Consider the following 20,050-nt stretch of genomic DNA (forward strand, 5'->3'; position numbering starts at 1 on the left):
GCTAGCTAGCACTTTAATTTTTCTTGTAAGGTTAGTGCCATCTCTTTCCATGGTCGCTTCCAATCGGAACTCGCTATCTCTTCCTCTGTTAGTGCTAGCCAATATTCTCCTTCCATTAGCTCAAACATGTCTATCATGGTAATAGGGGCACAAACTGGATTAGCTAATGCTGCGAGCATAGGCTCGGGGCCATCATCCCAGTTATAGCTATTGACAATGGCATGTAAAATAACAGCTGAGGATACCTTGCTTATGCGCTGGCACATTGTATTGAGAGAATCCTCATATAAAATGGCATCAGCTTGCTGTTGTTCTTCTGCATTCAAAGTTAGACGGATTGCACCTGGTGTATCTACCAATAAATCAGCGATTCTTGCATGCTCCCTTGCCGCAAACCAAGCTGTAGCGGTAATCCCCTCTGGCTCAGATAAATTTACACCCTTTGCAAGTAGTAAAGAAATCACTTCTTTCTGCTTAAACTTTACCGCTTTTTTAAGTGCTGTATCACCAAGCTTATCTCGTGCCTCCAAGTCTATATGCTGTGCCAAAAGAAGCTTGATTCCTTCATGTGGCATTCGATTTGTTATAAAAAGCATTAATGGTGTTCTCCCACGTGCATCTCGCTCATTTACATCTAATTTACTCATGGCCTCACGAACGACCTCTAAATCCTTGGATTTACTCACTTCCGTCCATTCCATTCGTCTACCCCCTTCAGGAATCCATCCATTGCAGTAATTTCTCAAGTTCATCCCTTATTGGTGCTGATTCTTGCTTTAGTCGCTGAGCAAGCTTCTTGGAACTACCGAATATTCGATATAAAACAAATGGACGCTGATAATCTGCTTTCTTTTCAAGTTCTTGTCCGAGTGCCACGAGCAAATCTAAATCCATGATGTCAATGTTCTTTATTGGCTTAGCTGATTCACTTGCACCAAGTAAAATAGCTACAAACACAGGCATCATCTCTACTGATAAGCCATGTGCTTCAAGAAAGGCTTCCGCATAAGCATCTTGTACGGATTGATGCTCTGTATCAACGAGTAACATGTATCGTTGAACAAGTGGAAAATAATCCTTGCTATAAAGTCCTAATCCAAAAACCGCATAGGTGCTGGGCATAGCTGATTTTTCACTCGGCTCAACATCCTGATACCAAGCATATTCCTCCATAGCGAGCTGGGCATAGTCCGCTAATAAAGGGAAAAGATTTGGATATTGTAGGCAATTGGCGAAAAATTGATGAAGCTTTGATTTAGCTAACTTTTTAATAGGAAGATAATTTTTCGCTTTACTCTTTAAAGTCAGCTTATAGCCCTTTGGAAAACCTTCTTGTAGCAGTTGAATGATATAGTAAAGGGCTTCACGATAAGCGTTTTCCTCTTCTACCATCACTCGTATATCAATCGTTTGTAAAATATCATTTGCCTGTCCTTCGAATACATCCCGCTTTCTTATACTTTCAAAACGACCGCTTCCTTTTTCCAAATAATTAGCTGCCTGCAGCGAGCCAAGCTGCTTCGCAAGTTCCAAGTATTCTAATCGAGTGGCTGGCTCTTTTTGACCAATCTTCAACGCGACATAAAGAAAGAAATCTAGTTTTTCCTTCTCTAGTTGTTGTACCGAGTCCTCTGTTTTCAATACCCACTCTTTCCTATAATCGCCTGCTTGTTCAAAATAGTGCGTTAAAAAATGCTCCTCTGCCCACTGCTTAAAGGCCATTGTATAATAATAAATCCATTTGTCTAAACGTTCTTTATTCGCCCGATGCTTTTCTTGAAGCCGATGAATAAGTGGTTCGACTTCCTCAGCTGTTTGATGGAAAAAATGTGGATTGACCAAATGCTTCGCAAGGAAAAATTCATCATTGTCACTTGGCCTAACTGGTAGCTCTGCCATCACCTTTGTTTCTATAAAGCTTGCCAGCACTTTTTTCGTTGACGCTAGTTTACGATTATTCAACAGCTCCTTTTGATAATGAAGCACCGTTTTATCATGTTCAAATTCCAGCACAACCTCAAAGCGGTAATCAAAAAATCGGGGACCGTATTGCTCAGATTGAAATACTTCCTCTGTTTTAGTACATAAAGCACTAAAAAGCTCTTCAATATGCTGGACATCTGTAAATTCTTGTATGTATGAACCCGCTTCCACCTTATAGGAGCTATCACTCCAACTAAATGGCTCATAAACATCTATAAAGATTGTGCCATTAGAACTTTTTCCTTTTTTCCAGGCAACTTTCAAATATTGAAGGATGCCTGCTTGTAACCTACTTTGCTCTTTCAGCCCTGTTATTCGTTTACTCTCTTGTTGATAAACAGCCGTGATTTGCTCCCACACAGCCGCTAGAAAATGCTCTACACACTGCTTCACTGTACATCCTCCCTTTCTATTGTTAGAGAAAAATCTCCCGCTAAAGCCTTAGCGAGAGATCCATCTTATCCGATTGTTTTCACAACCGCTCCTTCTTGATTTTTAATATGTGTCTTCAAAATTTGAAAACTTACACCAGCTAAAGAAGAAATAGTGAATTGACTTTCTTGCGGTATCAGCCTCTGACTTAATTCTCCTACCGCTGCCTTGTTCAATGTGATCGTAATCTCTTGACCATTCTCTGAATAGCCTACCTGAGGGCCTGCTTTAAATATTATCGTTATTTGTTGACCGACTAAGGTAAGATCTTTATCTTTCAGAATACGTCCACGTAATAATTTACTAATGACAGCTGCTTGCTTTGCTCCAAGTTGAACAACATTAGACGGTTTGTTAAACCAGCTCTTTTTTTCTACTTCCCAAGCAAGTTGATCTACGAAAAGAAACCCCGTATTAGAGCCATCTTCCTCCATTCCTCGCACAACTGCCTCGGCAACTTCAGGATTTTGCAGGAGAGAAGTTCTTGTTAAATCCGTAGTATAGCTTGGTATTTGCTTCATGCCAGCCTGTAGTACACCAAGTGTATTCCATGTCTGCATCGCTTCTAACTCATCCTCTGAAATACCGACCATTTGGATAAACTCCATCTTGCCATTTGGTGTATCGATTTCAGCAAGCTCTGGATCATGTGTAAAAGCTAGTGCCGTTAATTGTGTGTCGGCATCGAGGCAAATCGGACCATTTGCATCCAAATAATCTCCCGCTCTAAATACATTACCACTATTAAACACATATCTGCCCATATTCTGTAGTAAATTCAATGCCCAAGCAGGTGGCTCTTCCTCATCATGTTGACGTACTAGTCGAAATGTTAATTCAAATCCATATCCACTATAGTCCTTGTTTTCAAATTCCTTTTCATATAGTTCCGAGAAGCCATATGTAACAAAATGCCAATGCGGAATGGATGTTTCGCTTTTATAAACACTAATTCCATCTAAAGGATCTTGTCCTCCTAGTGAATAGGGAATCAAAGTTCCATAATGCTTTGGCTCCTGCTCACCATATACCTGTGCTAATGCCTGATCAATCGCATCCCAGCCAACTGCTGCTATTTCATCACTCATTTCATATCCTCCTTGCTGATATTCACTCATAGAACGTACGTATCTATTATTTATGATAGCAATTTTATGGTGACTCTTTTAACAGGAATAGGACTCATTTTACAATTTCCAGCAACTAGGTTTATTGACATTCTATATGGGGTAAATATGACTAATATTGATGACGCCTTAGCGTAATTGCGTTCATTTTTTTCGAGTTTGCTCGAAAAGTATTGGGACACCATTGAAGCAAAAAGTACAATTTGTACCTTTATCGCACCACCGATAAAGAAGGGTGTTTTCCGCTGAAAGATAAAAAGACAATCCTCTTACAAAATAGAAGATTGTCGCATGAGTGTCTATTTTACTATTTAAACGTCAGGCAGTGCATCTTAACCATATAGCATAGCTGGCTCACGAACCGTTTGTAAATAATCTGCCAATTTCCCTGCAAATACTTTCTCTAAATACGGTAATTGCGCTAGGCAATGAGGCGTCATTAATGCTGGGTTTTGATATATTTTTAGCCCTCCCACCTTTAGTAGCGTCGCTACAAACTGGGAACAAAAATAAGCACGCTCACGTCTCACTTCCTTTTGCATCACCACACCAAAAAGTCCGATAAAATTATATTTATAGCGATCTCGATTCCAGTACATATAACGGACAATTTTCATCATGTCTAAATATTGATAATGTGATATACGACAGCGATAAATAACACAATCCGCACACTCAAATAGCCCTCTTTCTGCATCCTCTCGTAAAAAGCCCCCACTTAACGGATTGTTCAATTGCCTTCGACCAAAGCTATACATCTCAAATAGCCCCTCATCAAAGGCTATGGATGCATGATTCATCTCCTTGCCTGTATACATGCCGATCGCTTTTGATAATAACGTCCCTGTTTTGGTTAATACTATGTAAATCGTATGTGCCATATCTTCACCTACTTCAATATTCTCTCTCCTACTACCAATACGTTTTAAATCTTCAAATGGTTTCGTGAATTTCCTTTTTTTATAATTATACACAGCGAATCTTAAATATTTCCTAGTAGAACCTGAAGATTTTCTTAAGATTTGATAGGCTGGAAGTGTTTTTAGAATTTGATTATGACGATGAAAGGATGTTGATTTTTTTACTACCTTTATTTATATGAGCTTAATTGTAGTGTTATGTGTGAAGGGGTCGTGAAAATTTTTTCTAAGGTAAGGAATCTATTTCTCCTTTTTATTAAAAAGGCAAGGGGTTGATTTCCGTTCCGCCAGCGTCCTTTCCAGGGGGCGTCCCATGAGCCGCTTCACTCACTTTCGTTCGCTCCAGGGTCTCATCTGTGACGCTAAAAACCCTAGGAGTGACGCTGGCTCCACTCCAATCAACCCTTCTGCAAAAGTGTCTTTACTTTTTTCATCCTTGCATAGCAATCAAATAGTCCAATATCTGTATTCTTAGGAGGATAGGATTTTTATTTTCAATGTGGAGAAGTGATGAGTGACAACACCCCTCCATAAAGAGGAATGAAAACCTTTGCTAAAAAAACATTTTTGTGGGTTGGGGTGAAAGGCTACTTGACTACCATGGGATAACGAGACAGGCAAGCCACTAAACAGAGGAAGCTGCTCTACGCTCGCCCACAGGAAAGCAAGTAGCCTGCAATGGAAACCATTTTCACTTTTCACAAAAATGCTATGGATGGTTTTGTTTTTCAACACTATGACGCTACTCAATCTTGAGTAGTGTTCACTGAGTAATCATGCATTTAAATCCGTTATGGCTGGGACATTAATTTCTTTTACACAGGAGACTGCTGATAGATTAATTACACATTGCACAAGAGAGACAATATCTTGTACGGGGATTCGTGTACCTTCATATAAATGAATGGCTTTTTCCGCTCCTTCTTCATAGGGTACTTCTGCTGCCAGTTCACCAGGATTAATGCATGTGACAGAAATTTTATCTTTCCTTAAATGTTCACGCAGTGCATTTGTAATGCCCCTTACGCCGAATTTAGATGTGACAAATGAAACTTGTGCATTGTTTGTGTGATCTAAGCCTGCTGTAGATCCAATTAAAATAACCTTTCCCTGCTCCGCTTGTCTTAAGTTGGGTAAAAGTGCCTGAATATATGTAATAGTAGAAGTTAGATTGATATTGATTAATTTCGAAATATCCTCTACTTCATCCTTATCAAATGTATAATCATCTTCAAAACCATGCTTTTCCCATACACCCACATTATAAATTAATACATCGAGCGGAATGCCTTGTAACACTTCTTTTAAAGTGGAAATTTGTTGTTGACTAGACAGATCAATGGATAGCCAGTGACGATTTACTCCATCATTTAGTTCTAAACTATTGGGTCTCGTTCGTGCTACCATCCATACTGTATCTCCTTTGACAGGTAACCCCTTAACAAATGCATCTCCCAATCCTTGGCTAGCTCCAAAGATAATAAAATTCCTACTCATATTACCATCCTTTCTCATGACAAAATGTAATGAAATCTGTAGCTTGTTGCCGATCAATATATCCTTAAGTGAAAGGAATTTCTGCCTTTCAAAATTATCGCTACTAACTGAAAAGAATGAATAACTTTCACCTTATTTGATCTTAACTTATTTAATGCTATTAATCTCTTTTTATCACTTGAACTTGCCACTGCAAATTATTGTGAAGAGAACCTAAAGTAGTTGCAGTCACACAGCCTTCTGCAAATAAACCAACAATAATTATTTCTTTAATACCAGTAGCATTTATAAATCTAGTTAGCTCTGGGTCACTTTATATTTGTTATTTATTACCAATAGAATTTATCTGTTTAAACATGCTATCATTTTGTGGATATTGGTTAAAGCAGGTGAAAGATGAAAAGAAAGCTTATTTATACAATAATGTTCGTTTTATTCTGTTTCGTTTTTTTAATGAATCACATTTCTGTCTCTGCAAGTGGCTTTGATGATATAAAAAAACTGCCGAATCAAATGCAACAAGAAGTACAGGATCTAACAAAAAGAAATATTATTAAGGGAACAACACCGACAACTTTTTCCCCAAACACGACGATTACTCGTGGTCAAGTTGTCGTAATGATGGGACGATATATCGAACAGAACGGCATAGCGAAGGTTGATAAAAATTGGGAGGAAATGGATCGTTTTATGGATATGCCCCTTCGTGTGAAGGATCGTGAATTGCTAAAGTATTCAACTTTACTTTACGATAATGGCATCTTCAAAGGAGAAAATGGACGCCTAAATCCATATAATCACATGACACGAGAACAAATGGCACTAACGTTAAACCGACTTATGGTATTAGCCCGAAACTATTCATTGATTGACTATGCCTATGATTTGCAAAGTGATGTAGTGGATATACAGAAAGCAAATAAAGAAGCTAGACCCTATATAGAGGCCCTTAATGCTTTAGGCATTTCCAATGTAGATACTTTCAATCCCAAAAACAGTGTGACACGTGTGCAGTTTGCTTCTTTTTTATCAAGAACAATCAAATTAATTGAGCGCAATCACCATGTTATTCATTTTGAAAAAACAGCTGAAGAGCTAGGATTTCAAAAAATTTCAAATGTAACAACGATCAATAAATCCCATTTACATGTGTCCTTTTCTAATTCTCTTCTTCATATTTATGCACGCTATGATGGTAACTTTGCCATCGACGAAGAAGTGCTAATTGAAGGGACTAGCCTTTTTGGTCGCCCTCACGAATCACGATTACAGCTAAGAAATCAATTTATGCAATCAAATGCTTTCTCCATTGTAAAAAAATACATTCCAGGTCAACATGGATATATCAATATGAACCTTTTCTTAATGCATAGTTTTACAGATGCGCATTACAAATTATTAGATACAGGAAAAGAATATGGATCAGAAGCAGGATATTTAGATAAACAAGGTATATCTATGTATTTCATAAACAGTGATTCTGGCATAATAGAGCATACAATCAATGGAACTGTATTATCTATTAAAAATGAAGAAATTATAAGAACACCCAAGACGGTGCATTACCGATATTATTTCGACTATCAAGGTGTGATGGTATCTGATACAGATGCCATGAATCATATCGGTGATAAGCGTTACACAGTAACAAATAATGGAGATATTCTATTTGAAGGAAAAGTACTAAAAGATCGTACATTTTATTATTTACCTATCATTCGGCCGGTACCTTTTCATACCTATAATGATGATTTCGGTGGATTTACGTATACCGATGATGTGACATTGCAACAAATTTTAGCATTCCACAAAACGGACGGACAAAAATCAAGTATTCCCAGACAATACATGCATCCAAAGGTGCTAGTGATTGATGGGAAGAAAAATATATATGGTACAATTAATCTACGGGATGCAACGTTCGGGACTTTCGAAGAGATTAAAAATTATTAATATTCTTATAAATAAAGAGGCCATCTGGTGTTGTTTTTTCAGCATCAGATGGCTTCTTCGTTTACAGTTTATTCATTGTCCCAAATCGGATAATATGACTCGTAGATTGGGTAGCTATAATAAGGTGGTCTTACGCCAATGGTTGGTGTTAACCAGGTGTCATTCAAATAATGGATCTCAAGTGTAGACGCTTCATTTTCTAATAATCGCGTAACTTCTGGGAAAAATTCAACCTCCATTTTCAGTCCTCCTGTTTCCTTCACGGCTTGTTTGGATGTTTAACACAAAAAGCTAAGCTTTCATAGTATATGTGGAAAAGGAGGGATTGGTTATTACTAATCCGAATGACAAGGACTATCGTGAATTATTAGCACAAATCCACTTTTATCAAAAGTGGTTTGAGGACAATAAAAAGGAAGATCCATACCCGCAATATCCTGTCTATGGGAAGATTACGCAATATAAAGAAGTGCCACTTACTCAACCTGAACAAAGACAATTACGCCAACCGGGATTGGAAAGCTTAATGGTTCCTAAGCCCATCATAGAAAATCCTCATTATAAAGGGAGTGGTAAATTAAAGGGAAAAGTGGCGCTTATTACTGGGGGTGATAGCGGGATGGGTGCAGCTGCTGCCATTGCCTTTGCGAAAGAAGAGGCCGATGTGGCCATTGCTTATTTAGATGAGCATGAAGATGCGCTAAGAACGAAAAAAAGAGTTGAAGAATTAGGACAAAAATGTCTGCTGCTTCCTGGAGATCTTCGCTTTAAAAAACAATGTGTAGACATTGTTTCCGAAACGATGAACACTTTTGGTCAATTGGATATTTTATGTAACCATGTTGGGATTCAATTTCAGCAAAATGAGCTGACAGACATCACGGATGAACAGTTTGATGAAACCTTTAAATTAAATGTATATGCTCACTTCTATACGACAAAAGCCGCTCTCCCTTATTTACGAGCAGGAAGCTCCATTATTGGCACTGCCTCCGTTGTGGCTTATGCTGGAGAACCTTTACTCATCGATTATTCTGCTACAAAGGCGGCTATCGTAGGCTGGACTCGTTCCCTAGCTAAAAGCGTTGCCAAAAAACAGATTCGTGTCAACGCGATAGCCCCTGGCCGTATTTGGACACCACTTATTCCTTCTAGCTTTTCCTCTGATGAAAACGCCTTACATGGAACTAATTTATTTAACCGAATGGCTCAGCCCTTTGAAGTCGCCCCTACTTTTGTCTATTTAGCATCAGATGATTCGAGGCATGTTACAGGGCAAGTCTTGCATGTAGATGGTGGCGAATCAACCAATTCATAATCGACATTATATTTAAAATATGTACTAAAAGTTTTCTATTAAATGAAAATATAAATTCATCCATAGCAGACAAGGAAAATCCACCTTTTTTATCCATGATGCCTAGGATTATACCTATAATAAAAGCTTTACACCCTTATTTCAATTACTTTTCAATTTACTTACAGTGGTAATGTTCTTAAGTTCTTTCACATACATTAATGTCGGGATAGCACCTTTAACATCGCCCCCAAGATGTTTTTGTACAATGCTATCCCTTTTTACATACTCTGTTAGTTGGAGATTTCCCCAAGATTTAATTCATTAATAAGCCGTTGCATTGTTCTTGGGAAGATTCTCCTCATTCCATCAGGCTAATAGGACTGTGCGGCATTACATAAGCCACTGCGATTTAATACCGTAGTCTTTAATTTTGAACTCTCACAAATAAATGTCATCAAAATAGTTATTGATAGTGTTCCAAGTATTTTCCTTCTTCGAAAATTTCTTGTGCACTTAAGGCTGTCCAATCCTCTGGTGTTTGATCAGGATGCAAGTCAAGATAGGATTTAACCATCTTATAGCCTTCACTGTAACCATAATTATACGGTAATTCTTTGCCACCATGGACAATCTCTAAGGAACGTTTTAAGTTAGACTTGTTTAAATCTGGTTCAATTTGAGACCATAATTCCTTATTGTAGGTCAAGTCCACCGAAATCAGGTTGATGTCAGGAAATACGGACTTTTGGAACATGACGGCTTTTCCTTCGAAGACTATATTATCCAAAATCGAAAACGTGTTAACTTTATTCGTATGCTTCTCCGCCCAAACGCTGTGATGGTATTCATGGGCAATGGTTCCCTTTAAATATTCATCTGAACCACCTAGAGAATACGGAATGATAATTTTGCCCGCCCCAACTGCGAATGGTATCCTATTATTGGTTGCGGAAGGGAATACACAAACGGCTACATCGCTTTGAGAGGGTAAGAGGTCTGCGGATTTCAATAACGATTCTTGAATGAGTTGATTGATTTCTGCTTTATGCGTCTCCATTTTTTCACTCACCACTTGAATTTCTGTTAACCCTGTAGGAACCGTAGTAAGCAGGGTTTCTGCCATATGATAATATTCCCCATTTTCAAAACAATCCTGGTAGATCGGTTGAATAACTTCCTTATTGTACAAATCCAGAGTTTCCGAGCTTGAAAGATTCGGATTCTCTTTGAGCTTTTCCATATACGGATAAAACAGTTGATTGGCATGAATGATTTTGTATTTTTGTTTGGTTTGAGGGTGCTCAAATGAGAGCACCATCTCTTCATCATCTGTTATTTGCTTTTTCTCATGAAGTTGGCTCTCACTTTTTTCTGTTGGTGTACAGGCAGCAAGCATAAGTAGTAAGAGACCTAGAATAAAGGTGATTCCCTTTTTAAATTTCATCCATTCTCCTCCCGATCGTTAGTAACTAAAAATTCTTTATAACCCCATATATAACTTATATTACCATAAAAATAGTAATGAAAGAATGATTGATTTGTCAGTATTTAGTTAGCATCTCCACAAACAGAGTGTACGATTTTGTGAAGGTAAGAACCTCTAGCCACGCCTTTCATATATTATAGTGAAAGGAGTGGCTATTGTGCCTTGGCAACATAAAATTCCGTATTTAATCGGTCAGCCTGTTGGTGTTTCTTTTACAAATGGTCAAGGAACTTCTGGTGTCCTCTGTGGCGTATCGGGAGGAAAACTGCTTGTTCTTGAATATTTGTATCAAAGTCAATTTGCCTTAAAGCAATACGACCTTCATATGATTCATGATGTGAACGGCTTCCCCCCTTGTCACACGCAGCAGCCGTTATACTAAAAAAACATCCTAGAACGGATGTTTTTTTACATCGTGTTGAATACCAATACAATTAGTAGAATTTGTTTCATTATTCTTGATGCTATACAGGCTAACAACTAACTCAAGCTACTATTCCATCATAATAATAAAGTAAAGCTTTCACCTCTTTATTCCCGAATGAAGGGACAACTCATTTTTTCTCTACTCGCTAACACCCCCCTTTTGTCCAATACATACTTTAAAAGAAAGAAAGAAAGGAGGTGTGTTTCATGAGTTACTGTAATTTCAATAGTTACTGTGGCGGGGACAATGGAAGCGGCAATAGCTCTACATTCGTGCTTATTGTTGTACTATTCATCCTTCTTATTATCGTTGGTGCTAGCTTCATGTGTTAATTGATCGTCTCAGGCTTTAGCCTCTGTTCCATTACAGAAGCTAAAGCCTTTTTAGCATGAATCGCTACCACAGCTATTCAAATCTCCTCCCTTTTCGTTTTATTCTAGCTCATTCATTTTTACTCACAATTAAAAGTTAGTAATTTAGATAGATAACTATCTTAAACCGCTAGCTTCACATAATAATAGTAGTGTAAAGTTCTTGTAACTTTACTTTACACTCCTTTTGGTACTTGGGGTCACTTTCGTCCGAGTGACCCTGTTCTAGCAACACACATTTAGTTTCTCCTTTTCCCTATCAAGCGGAATCATCGGAACATTCCTACAACAAATTCGTTTTTATAGGAAGGAGGAAAACAATGGGAATTAATTTAAATCTCTGGTCATTTATCTTATCTTTGGGCTGTATTCTTTTATTTTTTCTATCAGGTTCAATGAAAGACTTCTTTGACACCTATCTTCATTTCCATCCATTACTGTTGACACTACTCTTGTCTATTGCCTGTTTCTACCTAAGCCTGGTCGGTATGAAAAATGTTAAAAATTTAACGACCTTGCTTCGAGGAATTTTAACAATGGTCATTACACTTATTGTGATGATTAGTATTTCTTTTATTTTACTTTTTGGTACCCTTTTAAGTTAAAATGACCTACCCCCACATTATTTTAATACAAGCCTCCTTGACGAACATTTGTTCTCTGGTTAAACTATTAGAAAAGGGGGCTTTTTTATGCAAGAAACAACGAATATTGAGTTAGTACATTTCTCTGAAAGCTATGTAGAGCAGTTAAATCGTTTTGAATTACCTGAAGAACAACACCAATTTACGGCACTTCCTCAAGAGATTTCAATCGAGAAGGTCGGACAGTATCCAATTGTGATTTTAAGTGGTGGCGTACCTGTCGGCTTTTTTGTGCTTCATGCAACGGACAGAGTCCAACAATATTCTAGTAATCCTCAGGCAATGTTACTAACTGCCCTGTCCATCGATCATCAGCAGCAAGGTAGGGGCTATGCTAAAAAGGCTATGTCTGCACTTGCTGATTTTGTGAAGCAGGAGTTTAAAGAATGTAATGAAGTAGTGTTAGTCGTCAATCATAAAAATATAGCTGCACAGAATTTATATGTCAAAGTGGGCTTTATGGATCATGGAGAAAGAAGAATGGGACCTATTGGTGAGCAAATCGTTATGAATTTGCCATTGTAAAGAAATCGTCACTCATTTGCTTTTCAAAATGCGAGACGTACCTTACAAACAATGGAATTCTATTTTCCCCTACCATCTCTAAGAATTTCATTGTTACACCTCCACTCCCTGGCATATAAGCTTTTCCTTCACGAATTCAACTGCTATGAGGCATGTTTGTACAGTATAATAAAGTCAATTAGCTATAGAAAAGGTGGCTCTAGACATTGAAAAAAGAGATGTGGCTATGGTTATTAGGAATTTCTCTACTAGCTGGATGTAGTGTTACTGTTCCAAACGAGACAGTAAACACCCCTGCTGAACAGGTCTCATCACAGCTGGAGATACAGCATGAGGCTCCATTGATCGCCGTTTCCGATGATGAGAAGGTGAAATTATTTGCACGAAATGAAGCACAAAATGAAATTACAGAGGTAACTTTAGATATTGATGGTAAGCGGAAAAATTTTGACTGGACAATCCCTGATACAGGAACTAAACCTCAGTTATTCTATACAGATCTGACAAATGATCATAAGGAAGAGGCTGCTATTATTATCCAAACTGGACGAGGGGCAGGCCTTAATCACTATGAGATTCATGTGGTAAATGGAGAGGATTTATCGGAGATGAATGTCCAACATTATGAAGACATCGTTGCACATACTATTGAATCAACGATTACGAAAAAAGATGATGGCACATTAGCGATTACGATGAAAGCACAGGGAAAAGAATCTACATTTGATTATGACTTTGATCCAGCACCAGATATCAAGCAAGCGCAACTTGCTTTCGGTGGTGTGGTCATTTATACAGTAGAAAATCAAAAAATAATGTTAAACATCCCTGGATCGATTGGCATCTCACCAATTTATGTAGCCGATGTTCGTATTACCTATCAATTTAATCGTACTAACAATGAGTTTCTTGTTGAGCAAATTGATGTGAAACCTATCAAGAAATAAAGCCGCCAAAAGCTGACCACTCCTGTCATCAGCTTTTGGCTTTTTCGTCGTAGACGTAAGCCTAGGCATTGTGTAAATGTTTATTCATTAGCTCTTCGACTTGGGTTTTTAACGCTTGATTGGCATAGCGTAGTACCTCATCATTGCCTGCGGTAGCCACCTGCACATCACTAAAATAATCATCAATTCGATGCCAGCCAACTAATCGTATTTTTTGCTGGGCGAGCTGACGTTTTAATTGAAAATAATCTTTGTGTAGCTGCTTTAATAAAGCATCCATAGCAGGTAAAAATACACGCTTCATCTTAAAATGCTCCGCCACTGTTAGGTCGTGCTGCAAGGATTTCACAGCTAAATCAAGCAGCAAATATTGATGTAATAATCGTCGTTGCTCTCCATTAATCACATCCATCATCTTCTATACGAGCAGCATAAATGTATCTTAACGGGATGGGCTTCGTTGTGGTAATGGTTTCTAGTAGCAGCCGGTCCTCGTTCATCGCTTGAATGGTACCTCCCCATTGCACATAGTTACCATGTTCCCATATAGTTAACATAATATAGTTATGCTGTGTGAATGCTTGTATGATTATTTGCTGTAATTCTTCAAGCTCCCATTCAGCATGTTCCCGAGGCAACTCTGTCAACACCTCTTGTTTCCATGCCTTCAAAAGCATTAAATGCTCCGGTAGCATCATCGCTGTCCATTTCATCGTTCCTCTATCTCTTATCATTTTTCCACTCCTTATGCTAAATGCCCGCCCACTAAGCGATTCCGTGAAATAGCTGTACCAGCGCTGGTATAGGAGGCTGCGCGTAATAAGGCCACCACTCCATATTTTCTACGAATCGCATCCATGACATGACCAATAACCTGTCGCTGGTCCTTACGCTCATCAAATAAATCAAGCTGAATGCTACGCTCTGGCTCTAAGTTTGTCAGTCTAACAGATAATTGACGCGCTGGCTCACCCGCAAAATGCTCATCTAGTAAGTCCAGACAAGTCTGATACATAACAAGGGTCTCATTGGTTGGATTTTCGATGGTTCTTGAGCGATGGAACCCCTTCGTCATCGCATTGCGACTGTAAGAGAGCCCCAAGCTAATAGTCCGCCCGACATAGCCTGCTTCTCGTGTACGTCGCATCACATCCTCACACATTTCTAGGAGTACAACCGCAATATCCTTTCGTGTGTGATAATCCTTCATGAGCATTTGGCCCTTCCCAAAGCTTAATGCCGCATTGTTCACCAATGGCTCACCTAATGTGGAGAGATCAATGCCCCATGCATGGTAATAGTATTGATTACCCATAATACCAAAGCCCTTTTCTAATTCGGCTAAATCGGCATGGGCTAATCCACCGACTGTTTGAATGCCCATCGCATTTAAATTGGCTGCCATCTGTTTCCCAATCCCCCACATATCAGATAAAGGACGCACTGGCCAAAGCTTTGTTGGGACATCGGCATAGGTCCATTTGGCAAAGCCTGTTTTTTTTGCCTCTAAATCTAATGCTAATTTAGCCATCAACATGTTTGGTCCCATGCCAATGGCGGACGGAATGCGAAACTTTTCATAGATGTCTTCCTGAATCAATTTGGCTACCTGCTCAGGCGAACCCCAAAGTTGCTCCGTGCCTGTTAGATCTATAAAGCTTTCATCCACACTATAAACATGGATCGCCTCTGGAGGGACATATTGTGCAATCAGACGCGTAATGGCCATGGACATCTCTAGAAAAAAGGACATTTTTGGTTCAAACAACTTAATATCTGGATGTTTGGGAATTTCATAACGTCGATTCCCTGTTTTAATGTTAAATTTTTCTTTCATCACTGGTGATGCAGCCAGCACAATACTGCCAGGTTGTTCAAAATTACCGATGATAGCAATTGGATCTGTCAGCACATCTAGCCCTTCTAGCATGGCAATACAGCTTGCATAAAAACACTTCATATCAATACAAAAAATATCTTTCTGTGGGAAGTCGTTGTAATTCATATCACCTCAGACTCCCGTTGGAGAATGGGCAGAAGTGCTAGAACATTGTTAATATGAAACGTACGCTTCGCTAGCCTTGTAAAACAAAAGGCGGTAAAGGAATCACCTTTAATGTGGATGATTTTCACGCGCCTTTTCGTAATGGCACCTGATTTCGCTATATACATCATGTGAACGATTTGGTGACGATGCATGGCTTTTATCAACTGTTCTTTCATGTTGAATGCTCCTTTACTGACTCTGTTTGCGTTCATGTTGAACAGAGTTTTTGATAACTAAGAACAAACGTTTGTGTTTTTATTATACGCACGTATGTTCTGAAATAGAAGTGGTAATTTTAGCTAATTTTTTATCCAGACAGAGGCTGACTGTAGCTAGGCATTTGTGTAAGTCTAGGAGCACCTAAAACATAATCTATGATGATGAATAGCTCAATTTATATGAGAAAGGATGTAAGTATCAGCTCAAATATCGATTATAGCTCCCCTTCTGCAGCGTTCACTTTTGATGTCAATAAAAGTACGCTTTTTAAAAAAGACTCCCGAAATTACATTAATATTCTCGGTGTGGAACAATTAAATACATTAGAAAATACATCTTTGCTTGATATTTTTTTAAGTAAAGACAATGTCATCGAGCCACATTATCATCAAAATGCTGCAGAGCTTGTCTATTGTATTGCAGGAGCAGCAACGGTTTCTCTATTGAATCCCTTTACCAAGAAAATTCAAAACTATCCTATCAAGCCTGGGCAGGTTGCGAATGTACCACAGGGCTGGTGGCATTATGAAGTAGCCACAGAAGATGACACGCATCTACTTGCTATTTTTGATGCGCCAACGCCAGAGGTCATTTTAGGCTCTGATATCTTAAAATTCACACCAGCCAATATTATGGCCCATACGTATTGTTTAGATGAAGAACAATGGAAGAAAACGATTGCACCGATTGTTCCTACGACTTATATCGGACCACCAAAAGGCTGCAATCGTGTCCAATCAGCAACCGATCAAGCCCCTTATAAACCAACCATGCCACAGCAATATATGAAACCATGTCCATACCCTTATCCCTATCGTTACCCTCCTATGTACCCTTATGGCACCTACTATTAGCGACCTCTTATACATTTTTTATTGTAAAAGATGAATAGAATGTCATTTACTGCTACATCCTAATCTTAAATCAACCTAAGAGTTAGGAAGTGTCAGGATGACAATGATAAATGATAATCTAGCATCGCTACGATTTAAGGAGGTTTTCAAGCTTTGGTCACAGCTTGGGATCAATCAAGGCTATATTGCTTCCAGTCATGCTTTTTTTAAGCATACGCGTGATAAAAACTTAAAAATCCTTACATTGGAATTTATTCAATGTTTAAAAGAGGAAAATAAACAGCTAACACTGCTATTAAAGGAAAACGGTGTGCTGGCACCAACAGCATCGATAGAATACAGTAAAATGAAAATAACGGATATTCGTGGGAAATCTTTCATTAATGATGGCGAAATAAGTGCTATTTTATCGATGAATATTGCCTCTTCTTTGATTGCCGTAAGCCAAGCTTTAGAGCTGGCAGTAAAGAAAACACATCTAACCAAATATAGTGAACTCCATATGCGTTATGCGCTACTTGGAGCGAGATTGATTGACCTAAGTAAGAGTAAAGGCTGGTTATTAGCCTCTACACACTAAAAAGAAGCCTCCGTTTTAATAACTAACGGAAGCTTCTTTTTTTAATCTTTATCGATTTCTCACGAACAGTAGCTTATACCATTGATTGACTAGGAATGGTAACACCGATAGGCTATAAATAAAGCCTAGCTGAGCAGGTGTTAATGGAGCTACCTCAAAGACCGTTGTAAGCATCGGCATAAATAAGACCATGTGTAAACTTAGCACACCAATGATAAAGGCGAACCACGTATATTTATTCGAAAATACACCAATCGCAAAGATGGATTGTTTGGATCGAGAATTAAAGCCATGCACTAACCTTGACAGGCATAGTGTTGTAAAGGCCATCGTGCTTGCTGTTAACGTATCGCCTGTGGATAAACCGATTTGAAACGCAATAATGGTGGAGATGGCGATTAATATCCCTTCAAGCACAACTTGTGTGGTAAATTTTTTATTTAATAAAGGAGTATGAATGTTTCTAGGCTTGTCCTTCATTGTTTTCTTATTATTTGGCTCTAAACCGATGGCAATAGCAGGCAGACTATCTGTTAATAAGTTGATGAATAGAAGATGGACAGGTGCAAAAGGAACAGGTAAGCCCAGAACCGTTGCATATAACACGACAAAAATAGCGCCTGCATTTCCAGATAATAAGAACAGAATGGCATTTTTAATATTTGTATAGATGCTACGGCCATTGGCGATTGCTTTAACAATTGTTGAAAAATTGTCATCCGTTAAAATCATGGATGAGGCATCTTTTGCAACCTCTGTGCCTGTTACGCCCATAGCCACCCCAATATCTGCTTGCTTCAAAGCAGGTCCATCATTGACACCGTCTCCTGTCATGGCCACCACATGTCCTTTATCCTGCCATGCTTTAACAATTCGAATTTTTTGGGCTGGTGTAACACGGGCATAAACAGAATAATCCTGTACTTTCTCTTGCAGCTCTTGATCAGTTAAGCCTTCGAGTGCATGTCCCTCTATAGCTTCAGCTGGATTTTGCAAAATACCAATTTGTTCGGCAATCGCGGTTGCTGTAATTTTATGGTCTCCTGTAATCATGACGGGTTTAATACCTGCCTTTATACAGCTTTCCACAGCCTCTTTCGACTCTTTTCTCGGAGGGTCCATCATCGCTACTAAGCCGACAAAGATTAAATCTCGTTCCGCTCGTGGATCGACTTTTTGTAGAGGCAATACCTCCTTATAAGCAATGGCTAACACCCTTAAACCATTCATAGAAAAATCACGATTCACCGCCTCGATTTTCTGGCGATGCTGCGGGGTTATCTCAAAAATACCTGTTGATGTTTTGATTCGTGTCACTTTTGGTAAGAGTACATCCAGAGCCCCTTTGGTAATCATGATGGGCTGCTTGTCCATCTGATTGACAGTGCTCATGAGCTTCCTCGCCGAATCAAATGGAATTTCAGCCAGTCTTGGATATTGCTCACGTATCTTCAATTCATCTAAACCATATTGTTTCCCCAATTTCACAAGCGCAATTTCTGTAGGATCACCAATTTCTTTCTGCTCGCGCTCGACAGCATCACTACATAAAAGCGCTTTTACCATTAACTCTTTTTCCACTGGGTTCGTTGGATTAAGCCAATCATGGGGAATCTTCTTCTGATCTACAAAAACTTCCTGTACCACCATTTTATTTTCTGTTAAAGTACCTGTTTTATCAGAGCAAATGACCGATACACTCCCCAAGCTTTCCACAGCATAAAGCTTGCGAATAATCGCATTTTCCTTCGCCATCTTTTGGGTGCCAAAAGCTAATACGATCGTCACGATGGAACTCAAAGCCTCTGGGATAGCCGCAACGGCAAGAGATACGGCAAACATAAAGGACTCTACTAAGGCTCGTCCTCGGATAAGGTCAATCGTAAAGATTGCTAAACAAATCAGCGTAATCCCTAAGGCTAACTTTTCACCGAATTGATCGAGACTAATTTGTAATGGTGTTTTCTTTTCCTTGGCTGTATCGAGTAAATTCGCAATTTTTCCGATTTCCGTCTGCATCCCAATTGCCGTAACCATCACGATGCCACGTCCATTGGTCACAAAGCTTCCTGAGTACACCATATTTTTTTTATCCGCAATGGTGATATTGTTTTTTCGAATAGGGTCTGTGCTTTTTGCCACAGCTATCGATTCACCTGTAAGAGAGCTTTCGTTGATGTGTAAATTATGGCTTTCTAGTAGTCTTCCATCCGCATTAATATAATCTCCCGCCTCCAACATCAGAAGGTCCCCTACCACAATTTCTTCAGAAGGAATTTCTACTAGTCGATTATTGCGCATGACCTTGGCAATGGGAGAGGTCAATGCTTTCAGATTATCTAATGATTGCTCTGCCTTGACATGCTGCACTGTACCTAAAATGGCATTTAAAATAACCACAATCATGATTACAATGGTGCTTTCTACTTCTCCTAGTAGAAAGGAAACGAAGGCAGCAACAAGTAAAATGATGACCAATAAATCTTTGAATTGGCCCATAAAAACAGCCAACGTACTTGTTTTTTTCCCTTCCTCTAATACATTATAGCCATAGACCTGTTGCCTCTTTTGGACGTCATCATCAGTCAAACCTTGCGTGGTGACGTTCAATATCTTCATGACTTCAGCAGATGATTGTTGATGATATTCAGTCATTGGATTCTCCTTCCATTTACAAGATTTGAAAGTCTCCTACTATTCTTAAAAAATAATATTCGCTCTTAAAATCTCAAACTACT

The 20,050-nt window shown here is 38.8% G+C and carries 21 protein-coding genes; 9 read left to right on the forward strand and 12 right to left on the reverse strand.

The window, feature by feature from the left end; genetic code table 11:
- Positions 1–5: 5 nt before the first annotated feature.
- The 5 genes from MKY76_RS13565 to MKY76_RS13585 form a co-directional block, all read right to left on the reverse strand.
- A complete protein-coding gene (locus MKY76_RS13565; RefSeq protein ID WP_342556727.1) occupies positions 6–701 on the reverse strand; it encodes a DUF4274 domain-containing protein in 696 nt (231 codons plus the stop codon).
- Positions 702–714: 13 nt separating this feature from the next.
- Complete coding sequence (locus tag MKY76_RS13570; RefSeq protein WP_342556728.1) at positions 715–2,376, reverse strand: DUF6138 family protein; 1,662 nt, start codon at positions 2,374–2,376, stop codon at positions 715–717.
- Positions 2,377–2,441: 65 nt separating this feature from the next.
- The gene (locus tag MKY76_RS13575; RefSeq protein WP_342556729.1) at positions 2,442–3,503 is read right to left on the reverse strand and encodes a suppressor of fused domain protein; all 1,062 of its coding nucleotides are present in this window, start codon (positions 3,501–3,503) and stop codon (positions 2,442–2,444) included.
- A 371-nt stretch (positions 3,504–3,874) separates the two neighbouring features.
- Complete coding sequence (locus tag MKY76_RS13580) at positions 3,875–4,423, reverse strand: hypothetical protein (RefSeq protein ID WP_036076496.1); 549 nt, start codon at positions 4,421–4,423, stop codon at positions 3,875–3,877.
- 813 nt (positions 4,424–5,236) lie between these two features.
- Positions 5,237–5,959 carry an SDR family NAD(P)-dependent oxidoreductase gene (locus tag MKY76_RS13585; protein ID WP_048392494.1) on the reverse strand — a complete coding sequence of 241 codons (723 nt, stop codon included), beginning with the start codon at positions 5,957–5,959 and terminating at the stop codon, positions 5,237–5,239.
- 396 nt (positions 5,960–6,355) lie between these two features.
- On the opposite strand from MKY76_RS13585, the gene MKY76_RS13590 reads away from it, so the two are divergent.
- A complete protein-coding gene (locus MKY76_RS13590) occupies positions 6,356–7,912 on the forward strand; it encodes an S-layer homology domain-containing protein (protein ID WP_342556730.1) in 1,557 nt (518 codons plus the stop codon).
- Positions 7,913–7,980: 68 nt separating this feature from the next.
- On the opposite strand, the gene MKY76_RS13595 is transcribed toward MKY76_RS13590, so the two are convergent.
- Positions 7,981–8,151: a hypothetical protein gene (locus MKY76_RS13595; RefSeq protein ID WP_167444824.1), complete on the reverse strand. Its 171-nt coding sequence runs from the start codon at positions 8,149–8,151 to the stop codon at positions 7,981–7,983.
- 137 nt (positions 8,152–8,288) lie between these two features.
- Between MKY76_RS13595 and MKY76_RS13600 the strand changes: the two genes are divergently transcribed.
- On the forward strand, positions 8,289–9,230 hold the full coding sequence (locus MKY76_RS13600) for an SDR family oxidoreductase (RefSeq protein ID WP_167334363.1): 942 nt from the start codon (positions 8,289–8,291) through the stop codon (positions 9,228–9,230).
- Positions 9,231–9,675: 445 nt separating this feature from the next.
- On the opposite strand, the gene MKY76_RS13605 is transcribed toward MKY76_RS13600, so the two are convergent.
- Entirely contained in the window at positions 9,676–10,656 is a 981-nt protein-coding gene (locus tag MKY76_RS13605) for a DUF2268 domain-containing putative Zn-dependent protease (RefSeq protein WP_342556731.1), read from the reverse strand.
- 199 nt (positions 10,657–10,855) lie between these two features.
- On the opposite strand from MKY76_RS13605, the gene MKY76_RS13610 reads away from it, so the two are divergent.
- The 5 genes from MKY76_RS13610 to MKY76_RS13630 all read left to right on the forward strand — a co-directional run bounded on the left by MKY76_RS13610 (position 10,856) and on the right by MKY76_RS13630 (position 13,612).
- Positions 10,856–11,080 carry a hypothetical protein gene (locus MKY76_RS13610; protein WP_004224247.1) on the forward strand — a complete coding sequence of 75 codons (225 nt, stop codon included), beginning with the start codon at positions 10,856–10,858 and terminating at the stop codon, positions 11,078–11,080.
- Positions 11,081–11,331: 251 nt separating this feature from the next.
- Positions 11,332–11,457, forward strand: a complete 126-nt coding sequence (locus MKY76_RS13615) for a YjcZ family sporulation protein (RefSeq protein WP_081011033.1) — start codon at positions 11,332–11,334, stop codon at positions 11,455–11,457.
- Positions 11,458–11,816: 359 nt separating this feature from the next.
- Positions 11,817–12,101: a hypothetical protein gene (locus MKY76_RS13620; RefSeq protein WP_036076476.1), complete on the forward strand. Its 285-nt coding sequence runs from the start codon at positions 11,817–11,819 to the stop codon at positions 12,099–12,101.
- 87 nt (positions 12,102–12,188) lie between these two features.
- Complete coding sequence (locus MKY76_RS13625) at positions 12,189–12,665, forward strand: GNAT family N-acetyltransferase (RefSeq protein ID WP_048392488.1); 477 nt, start codon at positions 12,189–12,191, stop codon at positions 12,663–12,665.
- Between the two features lie 206 nt (positions 12,666–12,871).
- Positions 12,872–13,612 carry a hypothetical protein gene (locus tag MKY76_RS13630; RefSeq protein WP_342556732.1) on the forward strand — a complete coding sequence of 247 codons (741 nt, stop codon included), beginning with the start codon at positions 12,872–12,874 and terminating at the stop codon, positions 13,610–13,612.
- A gap of 61 nt (positions 13,613–13,673) precedes the next feature.
- On the opposite strand, the gene MKY76_RS13635 is transcribed toward MKY76_RS13630, so the two are convergent.
- From MKY76_RS13635 to MKY76_RS13650, 4 genes are read right to left on the reverse strand one after another with little or no spacing between them, the layout of a single operon-like run.
- On the reverse strand, positions 13,674–14,018 hold the full coding sequence (locus MKY76_RS13635) for a hypothetical protein (RefSeq protein ID WP_036218671.1): 345 nt from the start codon (positions 14,016–14,018) through the stop codon (positions 13,674–13,676).
- Positions 14,011–14,346 (reverse strand): YolD-like family protein, encoded by a 336-nt coding sequence (locus MKY76_RS13640; RefSeq protein WP_342556733.1) that lies wholly within the window; start codon positions 14,344–14,346, stop codon positions 14,011–14,013. Before MKY76_RS13640 ends, MKY76_RS13635 begins: the two co-directional genes overlap by 8 nt.
- 11 nt (positions 14,347–14,357) lie before the next feature.
- Positions 14,358–15,617: a UV damage repair protein UvrX gene (locus MKY76_RS13645; RefSeq protein WP_342556734.1), complete on the reverse strand. Its 1,260-nt coding sequence runs from the start codon at positions 15,615–15,617 to the stop codon at positions 14,358–14,360.
- Complete coding sequence (locus tag MKY76_RS13650; protein ID WP_048392481.1) at positions 15,614–15,835, reverse strand: transcriptional regulator; 222 nt, start codon at positions 15,833–15,835, stop codon at positions 15,614–15,616. Before MKY76_RS13650 ends, MKY76_RS13645 begins: the two co-directional genes overlap by 4 nt.
- A 240-nt stretch (positions 15,836–16,075) precedes the next feature.
- On the opposite strand from MKY76_RS13650, the gene MKY76_RS13655 reads away from it, so the two are divergent.
- Positions 16,076–16,732 (forward strand): cupin domain-containing protein, encoded by a 657-nt coding sequence (locus MKY76_RS13655; protein ID WP_342557909.1) that lies wholly within the window; start codon positions 16,076–16,078, stop codon positions 16,730–16,732.
- 97 nt (positions 16,733–16,829) lie between these two features.
- The gene (locus tag MKY76_RS13660) at positions 16,830–17,312 is read left to right on the forward strand and encodes a DUF3231 family protein (protein ID WP_269898277.1); all 483 of its coding nucleotides are present in this window, start codon (positions 16,830–16,832) and stop codon (positions 17,310–17,312) included.
- A gap of 48 nt (positions 17,313–17,360) precedes the next feature.
- Here the strand turns inward: MKY76_RS13660 and MKY76_RS13665 are convergent, their stop codons facing one another.
- Positions 17,361–19,967, reverse strand: coding sequence for a cation-translocating P-type ATPase (locus tag MKY76_RS13665; RefSeq protein WP_342556735.1), 2,607 nt, complete (start codon positions 19,965–19,967; stop codon positions 17,361–17,363).
- Positions 19,968–20,050 lie beyond the last annotated feature (83 nt).

Origin of the sequence: Lysinibacillus sp. FSL P4-0201 (assembly GCF_038593425.1) — a bacterium.
In the GTDB taxonomy this organism is placed as follows: Bacteria; Bacillota; Bacilli; order Bacillales_A; family Planococcaceae; genus Lysinibacillus; species Lysinibacillus capsici.

Excerpts from the sequence above, each read along its gene's own strand:
- MKY76_RS13640 (WP_342556733.1), bottom strand. The coding sequence starts at position 14,346 with ATGATAAGAGATAGAGGAACGATGAAATGGACAGCGATGATGCTACCG.
- MKY76_RS13590 (WP_342556730.1), top strand. The coding sequence starts at position 6,356 with ATGAAAAGAAAGCTTATTTATACAATAATGTTCGTTTTATTCTGTTTC.
- MKY76_RS13595 (WP_167444824.1), bottom strand. The coding sequence starts at position 8,151 with ATGGAGGTTGAATTTTTCCCAGAAGTTACGCGATTATTAGAAAATGAA.
- MKY76_RS13605 (WP_342556731.1), bottom strand. The coding sequence starts at position 10,656 with ATGAAATTTAAAAAGGGAATCACCTTTATTCTAGGTCTCTTACTACTT.
- MKY76_RS13620 (WP_036076476.1), top strand. The coding sequence starts at position 11,817 with ATGGGAATTAATTTAAATCTCTGGTCATTTATCTTATCTTTGGGCTGT.
- MKY76_RS13625 (WP_048392488.1), top strand. The coding sequence starts at position 12,189 with ATGCAAGAAACAACGAATATTGAGTTAGTACATTTCTCTGAAAGCTAT.
- MKY76_RS13615 (WP_081011033.1), top strand. The coding sequence starts at position 11,332 with ATGAGTTACTGTAATTTCAATAGTTACTGTGGCGGGGACAATGGAAGC.
- MKY76_RS13580 (WP_036076496.1), bottom strand. The coding sequence starts at position 4,423 with ATGGCACATACGATTTACATAGTATTAACCAAAACAGGGACGTTATTA.
- MKY76_RS13660 (WP_269898277.1), top strand. The coding sequence starts at position 16,830 with ATGACAATGATAAATGATAATCTAGCATCGCTACGATTTAAGGAGGTT.
- MKY76_RS13575 (WP_342556729.1), bottom strand. The coding sequence starts at position 3,503 with ATGAGTGATGAAATAGCAGCAGTTGGCTGGGATGCGATTGATCAGGCA.
- MKY76_RS13650 (WP_048392481.1), bottom strand. The coding sequence starts at position 15,835 with ATGAAAGAACAGTTGATAAAAGCCATGCATCGTCACCAAATCGTTCAC.
- MKY76_RS13585 (WP_048392494.1), bottom strand. The coding sequence starts at position 5,959 with ATGAGTAGGAATTTTATTATCTTTGGAGCTAGCCAAGGATTGGGAGAT.
- MKY76_RS13645 (WP_342556734.1), bottom strand. The coding sequence starts at position 15,617 with ATGAATTACAACGACTTCCCACAGAAAGATATTTTTTGTATTGATATG.
- MKY76_RS13665 (WP_342556735.1), bottom strand. The coding sequence starts at position 19,967 with ATGACTGAATATCATCAACAATCATCTGCTGAAGTCATGAAGATATTG.
- MKY76_RS13565 (WP_342556727.1), bottom strand. The coding sequence starts at position 701 with ATGGAATGGACGGAAGTGAGTAAATCCAAGGATTTAGAGGTCGTTCGT.